The following is an 18,214-nucleotide window of genomic DNA, read 5'->3' on the forward strand; positions in this document are numbered from 1 at the left end:
GCGCGGTGGGGGCATCTTCCCAACATTGTATGACGGTCATATGAACGCGGTCGTGGAGTTTCCTTCCGAGGGCTATGCCGTCCATGCTGACCTATGGGGCAGCCATACGGAGCAAGTCATTATATACAGCAGTGAAACCGCGTCCATATATTCGAGCATGCCTGCGGATCTGAGCGAGATCCCTTCGGGTATTCCGCTGTCGCAGCCGAAACGCTTGTCCTGCTCGACATTGTATCCGGGCGGGGAGGTTCCCCCAGCTATCTCATTAAGTTAACGCACAAGGATAGTTTAGTTATAAACGTACTTTCCAAAAAAAGTGTGGTAATCTATTCGAAATACGACACTTTAGAGGGTGATAAACTGTGGGAGAGTCTGTAGATACGCAAGCAGAACGAATTGCAAGCGATTTTCTTCATGAAGAAATAAAAACATCTTACCAGATCATAGGAAAAGGCATCGTAAATCAGGTTTTCGTAGTTGAAACCAAGAGTCGTAAAGTCGTAGTTCGCATGAACGACTCAGCTGCATTTCCAAGCTATGTGAAAGAAAAATGGTGTATTGAACAAGCTGCCGCGATTGGTATTCCCGGACCTGAGGTGTTGACCATTGGTGTAATTGATGAAACCGCATATATGATTCAAGCTTTCGTTGAGGGAGACAACGGGGTAGATAGTACGGCTCTCAAGACCGATGTTTGGAGGCAGCTTGGCAAATATGCCAAACTTATTCATTCGATCCCAGTGAAGGGATATGGGGAAAATCTAATAGATCCGGTCCATGGTGAGTTTCATTCCCCTTCTCATGCAGGATCGGACGGCAGTTGGCTAGGATATGTACAGTATAATATCAATAGTTTGACGGAGAATGATCGATTGATTGAGCTCGGAGTAATCAATCATACGAATTCGCAGAGAGTGCGAAAACTGTTTGAGAATTTGAAGAAAGAAAGGTTCCGTTTCGGTTTAATCCATGGAGACTTTTCATTGAAGAATACGATTATCAATCAGTCGGGACAAGTCATATTATTGGATTGGGGCAATGCAGAAGTAAGAACAGTACCGCATGGGGATATGATTTGGCTGATGCGGTGCCAAATGCTAGACGGAAATCCGAATACGGAAGAATTCAAAGCATTTCAAGACGGGTACGGCATAAGTGCAGAAAACCTAGCTGATATGAGACATTTGCAGCTATTAAGCGCGTTCGATAACCTTCGATGGGCCATTGATCGAAATCCGGATCTGATCGAATCCTATGCTGCGTTTGCAAAAAAAGTTGTTGATATGATGATGGACTAGCAGAGATTGAACGATGCTTATGTATCTCAGTTAAACAAGGTGAAGAAAATGATTGGATTAACGGGAAGCGTTAGTTTAACATATCGGAGCAGTTTGCCGGATGGTACAGGACTGCTAGACCAGATGATTCACCTTGAAATAAAGGAAGTGGATATCAATCAGAAACCTCGCCCCTAGTTTGGTGTGGTTTTTTTTTTGCCTGGGGATGGTGGTATAGCCGCGTATCCGCGCCTTCTATTGAATACAGAAGCCAATAACTCTGGCAATGAAAAACGAAAATCAATAAACTTCAAAAAGGGGGTTGACATCATACGGATGATTGGATATATTTGTTACATACCAACCGAATGTATGAAAGGAGCTGCGGGCGAATGGCAAGAAATAAATATCCGGAAGAAACCATCAACCAAATTCTAACCGTGGCGCTTAATCTGTTCATGCAAAAAGGATACGAGCAGACCTCCATTCAGGATATCATCAATGAGCTGGGCGGGCTGACAAAAGGAGCGATTTATCATCACTTCAAGTCGAAGGAAGAGATCTGGCAGGCCGTCATCGATCACGCGTTCAAAGGCGTTGACGAGATGCTGTCCGGCATCCGGGATGACAATGGGCTGAACGGCCTGGAGAAGCTCCGGAAGATTTCCCAACTCTCTCTCGACAATGCTGCTCACAACGAACTGGCATCGGTGGCGCCGAACCTCTTGCGCAATCCGAAGCTGCTGGCAGCACAAATCGAGAACATCTTTGAAAAAGCGGTTCCCGTCTATATCCAGCCCATCATCGAACAGGGGATGCGAGACGGCTCGATCCGGACCGATTATCCAAGGGAGCTCAGCGAAGCCTTGGTGATTCTCACGAACCTGTGGCTAAACCCGGAGGTCATCCAAGCTTCGCCCGAGATGATGTTACGCAAGGTAAGGTTTTTCGATGAAATATTGAAAGGCCTGGGGCTTGACCTGTTCGATGAGCAAATGTATCAACGATACGAGAAGTTGTTTCGTGTGTCAGCAAGAGAAATCAGCAAAGAAAACTAAACTGCCGGAAGGCAGCTTATTTTTACACCTATTCATACCAACGGTTGGTATGAATAGGTGATCCGGATTCAAAGTAATGGTGTTAGAAAACTTATTATAAGGGAGACGTGAATATTTATGAATCAAACCAAAACCTCTAACTCGCAGGAACGGCAAGTAGTGACAAACTTTAACGCAAGCAATCTGACGAAAAGCGACTTTGCAGGCGTTACGGCCCATAATGGACAGTTTAAAAGCAGCTCGCTCTCCGGTTCCGACTTTTCGGGCGCTGATTTGACCGGAAGTTCGTTTAAGAGCAGCGACGTACACGGTACCCATTTTGACGGCACGAATCTGACGGACTGCAACCTGTCCACCCTTGACCTGGCCCATGCAAGCTTCAAAAAAACGGTCCTTGTGCGCACCAACTTCAGTAAGTCGAGGTTGGCCGGCGCAAAATTCTTGGGCGTCAAACTGACCGACGTCAATCTGACGATGACCGATCTTAGAAACACCGTCTTTGAAAATTGTATGTTCGACGGGGTAGATTTCACAAATAGCGATCTGACAGGGCTGGTGTTTGACGGCCAAACCTTCATCGGCGTCAAGTTTGACAAAGCAGGGTTGAACGGCGTTTCGTTCAAGGGCGCGGTAATCAAGAATTCGTCTTTCCAAGGACCTTTGTTGTCCAAGAAGTATTACCGTGCCATCAAAACCATCTGCTTTGACGGCGCAACGATGGATAAGCTGACCTATGCGGCGCTTAAAGGCCTGGAGGCCGATTTGTCCAAGGTTACGGTTATTTAAGACAAATGGAAAACGCAAAGCCGGGCGAAAGTGTAGTTTAAAACAATGGGATTTACAAAAAAATTAAAGTGAGGGATATCAAATGAATAAGATTGCAATGGGACATAGCAACAAAGGATTCACTGAAAAGGGTTGCGCAAAATGCACGACGTGCTGGCAAGGCATGTCGATTCCGGAAAGATTCCAGGGCTCGTCGCCCTAGTCAGCCGGAACGGTGAGACGCACGTCGAAGCGATTGGCACGATGCGCCATGACGGTGGCGCTCCTATGAGTCGGGACACGATCTTCCGGATGGCATCCACTACCAAGATGGTTGGGGCCGCGCCGGTGATGGTCCTGCTCGACGAGTGCAAGCTGCATCTGGATGACCCGGTAGATAAGTGGCTGCCTGAGCTCGCCAACCGGCAGGTGCTGAAGCGACCCGACGGCCCGCTGGACGAAACCGTGCCGGCACGGCGGCCGATCACCGTGCGGGATCTGTTGACCTCTACGTTCGGACTCGGAGTGGATATGACGTTAATGGGCTCCCCAATCCAAAACGCGATCTTCGAGAATGGTTTATTTGACACGCCAGGGCAGGAGATGCCGGAGCCGGATGAGTGGATGCGCCGCCTGGGTACGCTCCCGCTATGCTACCAGCCCGGAGAACGATGGCAGTACCACATGAGCAACGAAGTGCTCGGCGTACTCGTTGCGAGGGTTACCGGTCAGACATTCGAGACGTTCCTGCGCGAACGCATCTTTGAACCGCTGGGGATGAAAGATACCGGCTTCTACGTGCCCGAAAGCAAAATTGACCGGCTGCCTCCGGCCTACGTTCCCGATCCGCAGACCGGCGAGTTCATGGTATGGGATGAGGCGGCAGGCGGACGCTACAGTAAGCCGCCAGCGTTCCAAGCAGGCGGCGGTGGGTTGCTGTCAACCGTAGACGACTATCATGCGTATTTACAGATGCTGCTAAACCAAGGGATGCACGGGACCGAACGAATCCTGTCCCGGCCTGCTGTCCAGCTGATGACCACGAACCGCCTTACGCCCGAGCAGCAAGCATTCCGAGACGACTTGGCCAAAAACAATGTCCATTTGTCGCATGGCCAAGGGCAGCACGGCGGTTGGGGTTTCGGAATGGCGGTACGCACCTACCGCGGCGACTATGCTTCCATCGGCCAATTTGGCTGGGACGGCGGAAGCGGCACCTCGGCGTACGCCGACCCGGACAAACAGCTTACCGGAATCCTGCTCACTCAAGTCGGAATGTCCACCCCGGATTCGGCGCATCTTATCCACGACTTCTGGACTATGGTCTATCAGGCAATCGAAGACTGACTAGTATACTCTGCCATCAACCCACGACATCTAACGCTCAGCCGCCCTGGTGGCCGAACCGTCGATGTTTCCACCATTTCACAAAAATAAACTCGCTTAAAAGCCGCGAAGCTGCGGCTTTTTGTGCTTTAACGATACATGTTCTTGTTAAAACCCATATACACTTAGTCGAAAATGATAAGAAGATATATGGTTAACCATAGACCTTTGGTACAATCGTAACAACAACAGACAAAAGCAGGGAGGAAGGCGGTAGAGAGGAATGACTGAGCAAGAATGGCCGGTAGTTCATAACGTCGGCGACATTATTATCCAGGCCGGTTTCATACTCGGCCCGAGAACCATTAACGATTACGAACTGGTTTACTTCCCCGACGGTTCTGGAACAGTCTATGAGATAGGCGGTCAAGCCTTTCTATTAGATGAGCCTTGTTTCATCTTCACTCGTCCAGGAGAACAGCATTCATATCGTTTCTGCGCGGAGAAGAATGTGCGGCATATGTTCGTCCACTTTGACTACGCAGCCCTTCGGGAAGAGAATGAAAGGTTCGAACCTCTTTTTAGCCAGGGCAATCGGTTTCTCTCCAACCAGCATACGCTTGTTGCTGGTATGATGCAGAAGATGCTTTGGATTGCGAATCACCAATCTTCTTATTGGCGGAGACGGCTGGCTGTGCTTGTTGCCGCTTCGCTTGAAGAATTGTCGTCTCATTCTGGATATACAGATGAAGGGAGCGTACTCTCCTTGCCAGTCCCGATTCAACGGGCACTGGAATTCATGGAGGAGCATCTGGCGGAGCCCATAACCATCGAAGAAATCGCGGCACGATCCGGATGGTCGCATGAGCATTTCACCCGCGTGTTCGTTGTGTCCCTGGGTATGACTCCGAAACGAATGCTGCTGGAAAGACGGCTGCGCCGCGCAGAGTTTTTGATGATGAGGGGAGCAGGTTCGGTCAAACAAATTGCCTTTTCGGTTGGCTTTGGGGATGAGCACCATTTCTCCAAAATGTATAAACGGATTCGGGGGATTACGGCCTCTGATTATCTTAAACGCTGCAATGATCCATTATTTCGTCATACGGCCGACCTTTTGGATTCGCGCACGCCATACCCGGTTAATCGATATATCTTAGTCAATCCCTAGATCAAATAAACACATCGTTTTCCGGTTTCAGGCCATTGAGAGCACGATTCCGGCGCGGGTACAATGAATGTGCAGACATTCTTTAATGACGGAGGGATTCGAATAATGGGTACATTTTATGTCCCGAAATCACGCGCTAGGGACAATCGTTATTTGGTTAGTGTGAAGGAGTATACGAACTATCACAAGGAAGGCTATCTTATTGTTAGAGGCTTGTTGTCAAAGGATGATATCGCCGAATTGTTTGAGCTGGCGGAGGATTCTAGGCTCAACCGTCTTCAGCCGGACAAGACGGCGAATGCTGGCAGCACGGATCCGCTCAAGGAAGAATTCGCGAAGGCGACACGGATTCATATGCTTTCCCGGGTGAATGTGGCGGCTGAGCGAGGTATGCTCCATCCACGTATTCTCGATGTGACAGAAGCACTGATCGGCCCCGACGTCTATGCTCTTCAGTCCATGCTCTTCCTGAACCCGCCCGGGAAGGGAGGACAAGGCTGGCATCAGGATTCCTGTTATATCAAGACGCACCCCGACACACTGATTGGAGCGTGGATTGCACTGGAGGAAGTGGATGAAGAGAATGGCTGCTTATGGGTCGTTCCGGGGTCGAATCACGAACCTGTGTATCCGCCTGATGGAATCGGTGGAGGGAACGTTCATGCAGTGGATGCGTTTGAGGATTTGAACAGAGTCCAGAACGTCAGCCATATAGACGATAATGTGAATACGCTGTCAAAGGTAGTCGCCGGCTATCCGCCGCCAATCCCTGTTATTTTGAGCCCGGGAGACGTGCTGTTTTTCCATTCACATCTGTTCCACCGCTCTTTTCCCAATCGAACTACGGACCGTTACCGCCGATCTTATGTGTGTCATTACTGCAACGCCCGGTCATGGGTTCCTTGGGATCATGACGGATTCGAAGGAAACTCGGGTAATTACCGTCAAATTCTGGCGCGCGGAAGCACGCATCTGCCATTTGCCGAGCCTGTATTCGGTACCGAGGTGTTTTTATCTGATGAGGAAGCAGAATCGAATAGCGTGACCATGATGGGAATGGACAATGGCATGATGATGCCGATGGGGATGACGAAGGACGATTAAATCTAGGGAGGATTATGATGAAACTGCAATTATTTCATGCTTTTTGGGGCATGGAGGGGACATTAAGAGAGAAATTCGTGCGAGCTTATATGAACGGCTATCAAGGTATTGAAACAGGGCTTCCGAATGATGCTGACAAGAATGAATTTAAGGAGCTGCTGCAAGAGTTCAAGCTGTTATACATCCCTCAGATATTCACTTATGGAAATCATAAGGAGGTTTATCACGAGCAATTGGAAAGTGCATTGGAGTTTTCGCCGATCTTCGTAAACTCCCATACCGGTAAAGATTACTTCTCTGAGGAAGAACAAGATTCACTTTTTGAGTTCGCTTTGAGCATGGAAAAGAAGCTGGGCGTTGACGTGGCGCATGAAACCCATAGAGGACGCGCCATGTTCACTCCACGTGCAACCGTGAAGCTGTTGAAAAAATTCCCGGAATTGAAAATCACGGCGGATTTCAGCCACTTTACCTGTGTCTGCGAATCATTGCTGCATGATCAAGAAGAGGATATGGTATATATGATTAGGCGTACCCTGCATACTCATGGAAGAGTGGGATATGTTAACGGTCCTCAGGTTCCTCATCCGGCAGCACCTGAATATGGGGAGGAACTGGCAAGATTCGAAGGCTGGTGGGAACAGATTTGGGCGCATTGCAGCCAAGCAGGCAAGCCGTACTTCACGGTAACCCCTGAGTTCGGTCCGGTCAGCTACATGCCTCGCATTCCATTTACAGGAGAACCTGTGGCCGATTTGTTTGAGATCAATCACTGGATCGCGGACCGCTTTAGGCAGAAATACAGCTAGACCAAGGGATTATGCAGTCAGAGAACTTTGAGACTTAATGGGCAGTGCGTGAACGGGGATCAGGTTAAAAATAGCCGCCAGGTTTAGACTGGCGGCTATTTTGTGTGTCATTTGACATTTTTGCTTGGGGTGCGGCATTATCCCATGCATTTGCTAACGATTATGGAGCGATCACGGATGTAAAGCTTTAATATGTGAAGCGAATAATATATCACTGATATGTATTTCTTGATATAGGAACGCAGAATTGCGATTTAACATAGAATTTACGAGAATTTTACATATATATCATTGAATATGTCAGTGACATAACTTAACGTCAAATTAGATCCCTTGCGGATACGAGTCGACTCAATGATTTGAGGGATAATTTGATGAAAGATGTACGTTTGATTAAACAGAATCAATTATATCACCGGGTGGCTGATCAGGTGATCGAGATCATTAAGAGCCGCAGGCTGCGGCCCCATGATCCGGTTCCATCCGAAGGAGAGCTTGCCAAGCTGTTCGGCGTGAGCCGAATGACAAGCAAGCTGGCGCTTCAAAAGCTGGCCGAACAGGGATTGGTGTACCGCCTGCCCCGAAGAGGGACCTTCCTTGCCCAGCCTCAAGAAGGATTGATGGTCGATTCAGGGATTTCTACCCAGGGCACCGTGGCGGCGCCGAACGTGGAGAGGCCGTTCGGACAGATCGCGCTCATCTTGCCCCATTTGTCCGATTACACTTCCAGGATTATCGCCGCCGCCGAGGCTGAAGTGCGAAAGCACGGGTGCGACCTCATTCTGAAAATGACGAAGGATTGCGACGATGAGGATCTCTGTCTGGAGAGGTTGGCCGAAGGAGGAATTACCGGTATCATTCTGTTTCCCCAGGGGCGGAAGACCTGCAGCGATCAAGTATTGCGATTAAAGCTTCGCAAACTGCCGCTGGTGATCATCGACCGTATTTTTCATGAAGTGGAGATCGATTGCGTGTATCACGACCACTATATGGGCTCTTATCAAATGACCAAGTATTTGATCGAGAAGGGGCACCGGGAAGTCGGATACACTTCGAACGCGATCGATCATATCACAAGCAGGAAGGAGCGGTACCAAGGCTATATCCAAGCGCTGCTCGACCATAAAATTCCGGTCAAGTACCAGAACATTCATTTTCGAAGCGTCGCTTGCGATACCAGACGCATTAATGAGCTCGATCCGGAGCAGGAGCGGTTTATTCAGGACAACCCCCGGATGACGGCCATCATGTGCGGGGATGACCATGTCGCCATCTCGACCATTCATACCGCATTGCAGATGGATATTCCGGTTCCTGAAAAGCTGTCCATCGTCGGCTTCTCCGATATCCAGTTAGCGGCATATATTCCAACCCCGCTTACGACGGTTCGACAAGATACCGAGAAGCTTGCTCGATCGGCCGTTGATTTGCTGATGAAACGCGTTGGCAACTCCAACGAGAATCCAATCACCATTAAAATTCAAACATCGATTGTAGAACGACAATCCGTTCTGTCCAGGACCTAAAATGGATCACTACAGTTTGCATGGCAAGGAGAAATGACTTTGAAAATTCACTTTCTAGGAACCGCAGCCGCAGAGGGCTTTCCCAATGCATTTTGCCGCTGCGAGCATTGTACCAAGGCACGGGAGCTTGGTGGAAAAAATATCCGTACACGAACTTCGGCCATCATGGACGATGTAATCAAATTTGACTATTCCCCGGATTCCTATATGCAGGCGCTGCGGGACAATATCGATCTGGGGGCAATCGAGCACCTGCTCGTCACGCATTCGCATTCGGACCATTTCAATGCTGCGGATCTGGAATGCCGCAGGGAAGGGATTGCGCACGGCCTCCAGCATCCGATGCACATCTATGGGAATGGTACCGTGATGCATCACACGCGTGCCGCCATCGGCCGCTTTGAAGGTCAAAGGTATCAATTCCATTTGTTGCGCCCGTATGAGACCTTTGCTATGGGCGATGCAAGGGTAACGCCATTGTTGGCCGATCATGACCGGATGGAAACCTGTCTATTATACGTGATCGAAAAGGAAGGGAAAAAACTGCTGTACGGGCATGATTCGGGCTGGTTCCCGGATGCGACTTGGGCATGGTTAAAGGGCAAAAACCTGGATTGCGCCATCCTCGACTGCACGCATGGCTATACAGGGAATGCCCGCGACCGCAATCATATGTGCGTGGAAACGGTGCTGGAAGTCCAGCGCGAGTTCCAAAAAGAAAATATCCTGAAGCCTGAAGGCCAAATCGTCGTCACACATTTCAGCCATAATTCCAAGCTGCTACATGAGGATTTTGTCCGTATCTTCAGCCCCGCCGGAATTGTACCGGCATATGACGGGTTGATCATCAACATTTAAACCAAACAAAATGACACGATCAAAGGAGAGTTAAGGGAATCATGAGAAAACTTTCAATGGCACTACTTCTCATTATGTGTGTGATTGTTTCGGCTTGCGGAGGCGGCAGCAATGCCGGCAATGCAAACGGTGGCACTTCGGAGTCCGGAGCGCCGGCCGGAACACCGGCTTCAACGGAATCGTCGTCTACGGAATCAGACCAGAATGAAAAGCTGATCGTGTACACGAACGCGAACTCTGACGGCCGCGGCGAATGGCTGATCGAGAAAGCGAAAGGTGCTGGATTTGACATCGAAATTGTCGGAGCGGGCGGCGCCGACTTGACGAACCGCTTGATTGCCGAGAAGAACAACCCGATCGCGGACGTCGTATACGGCTTGAATAATATGCTTTATGAGAATTTGAAAAAGGAAGACGCTCTGGCTAAGTTTGTTCCAAGCTGGGCCGGTGACGTTGAGCAGGGTTTAAACGATCCGGAAGGCTACTATCATGGTCTTGTGAAGCAAGCGATTCTCCTTGGTTATAACCCGAACGAATTCACGGCCGATACCGCGCCAAAAGACTGGACGGATCTTTATAAGAACGATGCGTACAAAGGGAAGTACGAAGCTCCTACGCTGCTTGGACAAAATACGCCTCGCCTTATTGTAGCGGGGATTCTGACCCGCTTCCAAGATCCGAATGGTGATCTCGGCATATCCGAGGAAGGCTGGAATGAAATTCAGCAATTGTATGACAACGGCGTCAGCGCAGTCGAGGGCGAAGATTTCTATGCCAATTTGGCCAGCGGTAAAACGCCGCTAGGAGCGCTCGTCTCCGGAACCCTGCAGCAGAAGGAAGAGCAATATAACGTGAAAGCAGGCATTGTCAGTCCGGAAATCGGCGTACCTATGGTCGTGGAACATGCGGCAATCGTGAACGGAACGAAGAAGCAGGCAACGGCGGAGCGGTTCGTGGAATGGCTCGGATCCAGCGAAGTTCAAGGGGGATTTGCGGCTGAGTTCAATGCCATGCCGGCAAATACGAAAGCGGTTGAGCAAGCCAATGAGTCCGTCAAGGAACTGTTTACTTCGTTAAAACCACAAGATTTCGATTGGGCTTTTATTGCTGAAAACATGGATCTGTGGGCGGAGAAAATCGAGTTGGAGATTATGCATTAAGTAACGGAATGGAGTCAAGCCGGCTGCATGTTGGGGATGCCAATATGCAGCCGTTCATTCAAGTACAACAAAAAGGAAGAGAATAATATGATTACATTCCAGAACGTTGATATTAAATTCGGTGAATTTCATGCGGTCAAAAACCTTAATTTGCGTATTCGGGAGGGGGAATTCTTCACGTTCCTTGGTCCTTCGGGTTGCGGGAAGACGACGACCCTTCGCAGTCTGGTCGGGTTTATTATGCCTACGAGCGGACAGATCCTGCTGAAAGACGCCGACATTACCCGTTTGCCGATCGAAAAAAGAGAGATCGGGATGGTATTTCAAAGCTATGCGCTCTTTCCAACGATGAATGTATACGAGAATATCGCTTTTGGCTTGCGAGTCAAGAAATTACCCAAGGCGGAATTGGATCAGAAGGTTCGGGACATTGCCCGGAAGGTTGATTTGAAAGATGATCAGCTGTTCAAGAAGGTATCGGAACTATCCGGCGGCCAGCAGCAGCGCGTTGCGATTGCCAGGGCGCTGGTTTTGAAGCCGAGCATCTTGGTACTGGACGAACCTTTATCCAACTTGGACGCCAAGCTGCGGGTACAGCTGCGCAATGAGCTGAAACAATTGCAGAAAAAATTCGGGATCACAACGATATATGTCACGCACGACCAGGAAGAAGCGTTAACGCTGTCCGACCGGATCGGAGTATTCAATCATGGAGTCCTGGAGCAAGTGGGCACGCCCATGGAAGTTTACAATCAATCCCAAACGGAGTTTGTGTGCAATTTCATCGGAGATATTAACCGGATCGATCCGCGGATGGTAGAGAACAGCCGGTTGAATGATGTTGTTCAGCCGGGGAATATCGCCTATATCCGCAACGAGAAGGTAAGTCTGCAGCCCCTGCAGGGTATCGATACGGTCCAATTGAAAGGCAAGATCGCGGACCGGGAATTTTACGGTTTATACAGCAAGTACGTATTGGAGATTGCCGGCGGCGGACGGTTAAAGACCATCGAAATAGAAAGCAGGCTCGTCCATCATGAGGTCGGCGACGATGTAGACATCTACCTCCCGACCCGCGATATTTTGCAATATCCGATGAGGGAGGGCGAAGCATGAATGCCCGGAACCTGAGCACCCGGCTGGCTTCCATAAACCCTGTCTCGATCCTTTTATACGGGTTGATTGTCTGGTTTGTCATTGCCTTTCTGATTTATCCGAACTTGAATATTTACGGCGAAATTTTCATGAAGGACGGCAAATTTACGCTGGAAGCGGCAGAGAAGCTGCTGTCGTCCGAACGCGCGATGCGAAGTTTATATAACAGCTTTATTCTCGCTTTTTCCCTAGTTATTACGGTAAATGTGGTGGGGATTACGCTGGTTTTGATTTCGGAATATTTCGATATCAAAGGCGCGAAGATTTTGCGATTGGGTTATTTTACGACCCTGATTTACAGCGGAGTCGTGCTGGTGTCCGGCTATAAATTCGTCTATGGCGAAGAGGGGTTTATGACCAAGCTCCTGGTTCAATTGTTCCCTTCTTTTAATACGACATGGTTTCACGGCTACTGGGCGGTTCTATTCGTCATGACGTTCGCCTGCACGTCCAACCACTTCCTGTTCCTGAGCAATGCGATTCGCAAAATCGACTTTCAAACGGTGGAGGCCGCGAGAAATATGGGGGCGTCTACTTGGTATATCCTCCGGCGGGTCGTGCTCCCGGTCCTGAAACCTACGATCTATGCGCTGACGATTCTGACTTTTCTCACCGGCCTGGCTGCCACGTCCGCGCCGCTTATCCTCGGAGGCAAGGAATTCCAGACGATTACGCCGATGATTCTGACGTTCTCGAGAAGCATGACGTCAAGAGATTTGGCTGCGCTGCTGGCCCTTATTCTCGGAGTGGCCACACTGGTGTTGTTGACCGTGATGATCCGGTTCGAACGTAAAGGTAACTTCATGTCGGTCTCCAAAGTCAAATCGGAGCTGGTCAAACAAAAAATCCGCAGCAAATCCGGGAGTTTAGCCGCTCATATTTTGGCTTACGGCCTGTTTGTTCTCTACATCGTTCCGGTTGTGCTGATCATCATCTTTTCGTTCACCGATGCGGCCAGTATCTCTACCGCCACGTTGAATTTGAACAGCTTCACGTTGGATAATTACATTCAAGTATTTTCATCCATGTCGGCATTCAAGCCTTATCTCGTAAGTATTCTATATGCCGCAGCTGCCTCGGTCATTGTTGTCGCATTGGCGCTGGTTGCGTCAAGAATATTGCATAAATATAAGAACAAGTGGGCGCTTGCCCTGGAATACGCATTGCTGATTCCGTGGATTCTGCCGTCAACGCTGATTGCGATCGGACTGATCGTAACCTTTAACACGCCGAAGCTGATGATCGGGAATACGGTGTTGGTTGGCACGGTCTGGATGCTTCTGATTGCGTATGTCATCATCCATATTCCTTTTACCCTGCGAATGGTCAAGGCCTCCTTCTTCAGCTTGGACAGCAATTTGGAAGACGCTGCAAGGAATTTAGGTGCCAAACCGTTTTATACGTTCAGAAAAGTATTGCTGCCGATCATTCTGCCATCGACGCTAGCTGTTCTTGCCTTGAATTTCAACGGAATTTTGGCCGATTATGACGTAACCGTGTTCCTCTATCATCCTTTGTATCAGCCGTTAGGAATCGTCATCAAGAACAGCACGGATGCTCAGGCGCTAGCAGATACCAAAGCGTTGACCTTGGTTTATTCGGTGATATTGATGATCATGTCATCCGTTACTTTATATTTCGTATATGGAAGAAACAGCAGATCTTGAGTTGCCGGGTTAACGTGCCACATAGGGACTTGCCCGGCTTGCATTACCAAAAATAAACAAGGATAGAGTTGAATGACTTGGGAGCAGATGATGCCGCGGCAGCTGCTCCCTTTTCCATTAGAGGTAAGAGGGTAATAAATGAATATATCTATAGTTGGTGTATCATCGTTGTCTTCTTTTCAAATATGATGTTTGTGTATTATCTCTATGAATACATAACTAGGAGTGTGAGAAATGAATATTAAATCACTGCGCTCAGATCATATTTATCACAAAGTTGCTCAAGCTTCGCCCGAGGAAAAGCTTGAAATGTTCAGAAACGAAATGATGGCTCCCTTTATGAAACAATGGCAGATTCAACAGATTCCTTTTAAAGCTGAAGAGGCGAATGGTTTTGACGTTCTTACGTTTAATAGTATGATGCATCGATCCCCAGATCAGATTACCCCTCAGATTTCGGCAGAGATCGAGCTGATTTCGTCCGAATCATTTTGGTTAGAGTGTGAGCATGCTGTGAAGAAAAGCTTGCATCTATTTGCAGAGCATGAAATTAACCTCCCTGTAACCGACTATTTGTTTACAGTTCAACTAGGGAATCCGGAAAGCCGTGCTTTAGTAATAAACGAAGGTTATAGCGGCTTTGGGGGCATTCCCGGGTTTATCTGGGGTACACTCTTGCCAAATGAGTACACGATTCCTCGAATGAAGGCTTCGCTGGCGCACGAATGCAACCATAATGTACGTTATCAATTTATTCAGTGGGATCACACCGTTAATTTGGGCGAGCTCATTGTAAGTGAAGGATTAGCTGAGAACTATGCTACGTTCATGTTTGGAGAAGAATTGCTCGGTCCCTGGGTAACGAAAACTAACGCAGAAACGCTTAACACACGCATAAAACCTGTGCTTAGAGAGAAATTGCAATTAACGGGGTTTGATCAATTTGCTCCTTATCTTTACGGTGACGAGATCGCAAAACTTCAAAACTTTACACCGGTCAACATGCCTTATAGCGCCGGATACGCTTGCGGATATCATTTAATCCAATATTATTTACGAAAAACAGGAAGAACGATTTTCGAGGCCACAATAACGCCTGCTGCTCAAATCCTAGACGAAGTAAAAGAATTTTGGAATGAAGAAACCATGATTAGCTGTTAAAGATATTGTTCAAAATTTTAGCATTTAGCTTCAATACAATTCGTTATCCCATGCAACTGTCCGTATCAGGATGAATGGTTGAGAGATCAGCCACTAGAATGAGCGATACGATCAGCATATGCCATGATTCGTATTTCCAATACGTGATCAAGAGGATGTATGTAGGAGGGGGGATTTGATGGTTGATGTTTTTGCTGTAGCCGATGTCATTGTCAAACATATTAAGACCCATTACCCGCAAGATGTTGCGATTGTCGGATATTACGGATCCTATTTGCAGGGGAGGGCGACAGAGCGATCGGACTTAGACTTTTTCTTCATTCCGGCCACACCTAGAGGAAAACAAGTGGAATTACAGTTTATAATCGACGGTATTAGTTTTGATTTTTGGCCAATTGGATGGGATCGTGCTGAAAGAATGTCAGCTTCCGAAGATTGGAGTACGACCATTATTGCGGATTGTGAACTATTGTATGTGCGTTCCGATGAAGACCTGGCGAAATTCGTGAAACTCCGTGAGACCATCTCTTCCATGGGGGGGCCGTCCAACACGTTAACATTGATCAATAGAGCTGAGGTTGTCGTGCGTGATTGTTTTACTAGCTTGATAAAGCTTCGTTTTGCCGGAGACTCCATGGATTTATCCTTTTGTCGGATACTGGCGCAAGAAATTGCCGCTACCATTTTTAAATCTCTTGCGTTGTTAAACCAAACGTACTATACACGCAGTTGGGGCCATTATCGCGAGCAAGTCAACAATCTCCCAATTAAGCCAGACCAACTGGATCTCTACCTTGATACAATGATGTTCAGCCATTCTAAAGATGAAATCAAGACTACTTGCGAGAAACTGACTGTAGACACCCTTCATTTAATTTCAGAACGAAGAAACAAGCTCAAAGGATTACGTTCATACCATAATTGGATGAAGGGATACTATGAAGAGGAAAAAGGAATGCTTAACAAGCTCCTAACCGCTTGCGAAAAAGGCCACTATGAAACCGCGTTTTTCGTTGCTACAGGTGTACAAGATGGTTTGGCACGTATTTTGTACGCAGCCGAAACAGGACGCTGGCCAGGCATTTTCGATTTGGGGGAGTATCGGGAATATTATCATCGCTTCAGCTATCCGGATCTCACTGCGCTTCTGGATCCCGAGGATTTCGAACCATTGCGAATAGCTGTCCTGCAGCTGATCGAACAATTAGAGAATCATCTAAGAACAGAAGGTGTATCTTTGAACCAGTTCGACTCAGTTGCTGATTTCGAATCATTTTATGTAAGCAGAATTTGATTACTTGTCGTTTGTATGGTGTAAGTCATTCTCATGACAGCTTGATTTAATGGACGGACAGTTGAGCAGATCTCGACTGTCCGTTTATTTTGTGCGCCCCGCATGGACGATCGTCAATATGCGGCTTCTCTTTACGCTGTATATATTTTGACAAGAACATATAGACCATAACAACTGCAAGCAAGCATTTTTTTATTTTAAGTAATGGAGGAGCTGGGAGAACACATCCGATGCATTCTCCCGGCTCTACACAAACAAAGAAAGGATATGGAATAAAGCGCTTGCGCCATTCGTAATGTATATATTAAACATATTGAATGAAATGTGGTGATTCGGTTGAGCTCTACGGAAAGAATGCCGTTGTATCAGAGGGTTCAAGAGTATATACGCGACTTGATATCGTCGCAAGTATTGAAGGTTGGAGACCGTATTCCTACGGAAAAAGAACTCATGGAGCGTTTCGGAGTCAGCAAGATTACGGTCGTTAATGCCCTGGCCGGCTTGGTTAACGAAAAAATCATAACCAGAGTGCCCGGAAAGGGGACTTTTGTAAGTGAACCTGAATCTGAAATGTCGGCGACTTCTCCTATAAACGCCGTAAAGTCTATTCATAAAGCTGGCGGAGAAATGGGGACACGGTTAATAGGCCTGATTCTGCCCAGCATTTATGATTATTTTACGATTCGGCTTATACAAGGTATTCAGCAGGCACTCAACGAGAACGATTACCGCTGCGTCATCTATTTATCGGAGGGCAGCCTTGATAAGGAAAAAGAGGCAATCAAGACATGTTGTAAAATCGGAGTGGAAGGGTTACTGATTTTCCCGGTTGACGAGGAATTATTCAACGAGGAAATTCTAAGCATGAAATTTGCGGGGTTTCCGTTCGTTCTCATCGACCGTTACCTTCCAGGGGTCGAAACGCATTATATCGCATCAGACGGCAGGCTTGGCGTTAACATGGCTGTAAATTACCTGTGGGAGCTGGGGCATCGCGAAATCGCCATATGCTCCGATTCCCCCATACAAACCGTTACCGTTCAAGAGCGGATCGACGGATATATGAATGCCTTCAAGGAAAAGGGATCCCTCATTAATCCTGCCCACATCGTGACCGATTTTGAAATCGGAAGTTTGGAGCAAGCTGAAACCCATCCCCTGTACCGCTATATCCAAAATCGAATGGCAACCGCCTATATCACGCTAAATGGAAGTCTTGGCGTGAAAATCTACCAGATTGCGCGTCAAGCTGGATTGAAGGTGCCTGAGGACATTTCCATCATCAGTTTTGATGATCCGACTTCCATCATCGAAGGCTACAGCACGTTTACGCATGTTAAACAGTTTGAACGGGACATGGGCTACCGCGCGGCGTACACGCTGCTTGAAGTCATTAACAGTGATGACGGACAAGACGGAAAATACTTTAAAACCCTCGTGGAGCCGGAATTGGTGATTGGCGAGACGACGGGAAAAAACGTTCTCTTCACTTCATGATATTCCACACCCGCTTACCGCAACTTTCTCTCATGAAATCCTCCCGTAATTAGGTCCTACATCCATAACGAAATTCAGTAGAGGCTCTTCAAACCATTGTATAAATATATATTGAATATAATGTATCCTCGCCAAGGAATAAACGCCTCAAAAATATGGGCGGGAGAAGGGGGCTTACCCCGTTCATTTATAACCTAAAGAACATGAGCCTCCCCTAGGCTAACAGCAGCTTTCTTTTTCATGTACCCCCGATTCATTATTTTAAAGAAATCACCAATACTTTTTTTGACCCGAAGATTACTTTTATCCAAATGAAGAAATTATGGAATGATTCCTACAGTATATTGAATATATTTAAACTATCTTAATGAAACCGCTTGCAGTAAGGA

General features: G+C 47.7%; 15 protein-coding genes and 1 pseudogene (1 of these 16 running past the window's edge). All 16 read left to right on the top strand.

Going from position 1 to position 18,214, the window contains the following annotated elements; translation table 11 throughout:
• Positions 1–274: the final stretch of an FG-GAP-like repeat-containing protein gene (locus tag ACPV3A_RS23425; RefSeq protein ID WP_426201505.1), read on the top strand. It extends 1,043 nt beyond the left edge of the window; only the last 274 of its 1,317 coding nucleotides appear in the window; the start codon falls outside the window, past its left edge; its stop codon occupies positions 272–274.
• Between the two features lie 88 nt (positions 275–362).
• Complete coding sequence (locus ACPV3A_RS23430; protein WP_220685083.1) at positions 363–1,298, top strand: phosphotransferase family protein; 936 nt, start codon at positions 363–365, stop codon at positions 1,296–1,298.
• Between the two features lie 371 nt (positions 1,299–1,669).
• Positions 1,670–2,335 (top strand): TetR/AcrR family transcriptional regulator, encoded by a 666-nt coding sequence (locus tag ACPV3A_RS23435; protein WP_216533395.1) that lies wholly within the window; start codon positions 1,670–1,672, stop codon positions 2,333–2,335.
• Between the two features lie 117 nt (positions 2,336–2,452).
• A complete protein-coding gene (locus tag ACPV3A_RS23440; protein WP_426201508.1) occupies positions 2,453–3,121 on the top strand; it encodes a pentapeptide repeat-containing protein in 669 nt (222 codons plus the stop codon).
• Between the two features lie 97 nt (positions 3,122–3,218).
• A pseudogene (locus ACPV3A_RS23445) lies at positions 3,219–4,447 on the top strand (serine hydrolase domain-containing protein).
• A 262-nt stretch (positions 4,448–4,709) separates the two neighbouring features.
• Positions 4,710–5,594: a helix-turn-helix domain-containing protein gene (locus ACPV3A_RS23450; protein WP_426201510.1), complete on the top strand. Its 885-nt coding sequence runs from the start codon at positions 4,710–4,712 to the stop codon at positions 5,592–5,594.
• A 105-nt stretch (positions 5,595–5,699) separates the two neighbouring features.
• The gene (locus ACPV3A_RS23455; protein WP_426201512.1) at positions 5,700–6,698 is read left to right on the top strand and encodes a phytanoyl-CoA dioxygenase family protein; all 999 of its coding nucleotides are present in this window, start codon (positions 5,700–5,702) and stop codon (positions 6,696–6,698) included.
• A gap of 17 nt (positions 6,699–6,715) precedes the next feature.
• Positions 6,716–7,507 carry a sugar phosphate isomerase/epimerase family protein gene (locus ACPV3A_RS23460; RefSeq protein ID WP_426201514.1) on the top strand — a complete coding sequence of 264 codons (792 nt, stop codon included), beginning with the start codon at positions 6,716–6,718 and terminating at the stop codon, positions 7,505–7,507.
• Between the two features lie 374 nt (positions 7,508–7,881).
• On the top strand, positions 7,882–9,033 hold the full coding sequence (locus ACPV3A_RS23465; protein WP_220685089.1) for a GntR family transcriptional regulator: 1,152 nt from the start codon (positions 7,882–7,884) through the stop codon (positions 9,031–9,033).
• 39 nt (positions 9,034–9,072) lie between these two features.
• The gene (locus ACPV3A_RS23470) at positions 9,073–9,891 is read left to right on the top strand and encodes an MBL fold metallo-hydrolase (protein WP_339293968.1); all 819 of its coding nucleotides are present in this window, start codon (positions 9,073–9,075) and stop codon (positions 9,889–9,891) included.
• Between the two features lie 41 nt (positions 9,892–9,932).
• Positions 9,933–11,051 carry an extracellular solute-binding protein gene (locus ACPV3A_RS23475; protein WP_194542923.1) on the top strand — a complete coding sequence of 373 codons (1,119 nt, stop codon included), beginning with the start codon at positions 9,933–9,935 and terminating at the stop codon, positions 11,049–11,051.
• 87 nt (positions 11,052–11,138) lie between these two features.
• Positions 11,139–12,167, top strand: a complete 1,029-nt coding sequence (locus ACPV3A_RS23480; protein ID WP_426201516.1) for an ABC transporter ATP-binding protein — start codon at positions 11,139–11,141, stop codon at positions 12,165–12,167.
• On the top strand, positions 12,164–13,873 hold the full coding sequence (locus ACPV3A_RS23485; protein WP_426201518.1) for an ABC transporter permease: 1,710 nt from the start codon (positions 12,164–12,166) through the stop codon (positions 13,871–13,873). The genes ACPV3A_RS23480 and ACPV3A_RS23485 overlap by 4 nt, the downstream gene beginning before the upstream one ends.
• Positions 13,874–14,107: 234 nt before the next feature.
• On the top strand, positions 14,108–15,034 hold the full coding sequence (locus ACPV3A_RS23490) for a DUF2268 domain-containing protein (protein WP_426201520.1): 927 nt from the start codon (positions 14,108–14,110) through the stop codon (positions 15,032–15,034).
• A 178-nt stretch (positions 15,035–15,212) separates the two neighbouring features.
• Entirely contained in the window at positions 15,213–16,328 is a 1,116-nt protein-coding gene (locus ACPV3A_RS23495; protein WP_426201522.1) for a hypothetical protein, read from the top strand.
• Positions 16,329–16,682: 354 nt separating this feature from the next.
• A complete protein-coding gene (locus ACPV3A_RS23500; RefSeq protein ID WP_194542919.1) occupies positions 16,683–17,825 on the top strand; it encodes a GntR family transcriptional regulator in 1,143 nt (380 codons plus the stop codon).
• The last annotated feature ends 389 nt before the right edge of the window (positions 17,826–18,214 follow it).

The sequence above is a fragment of the Paenibacillus sp. Dod16 genome (genome assembly GCF_049893405.1).
Taxonomy (GTDB): Bacteria; Bacillota; Bacilli; order Paenibacillales; family Paenibacillaceae; genus Paenibacillus_AQ.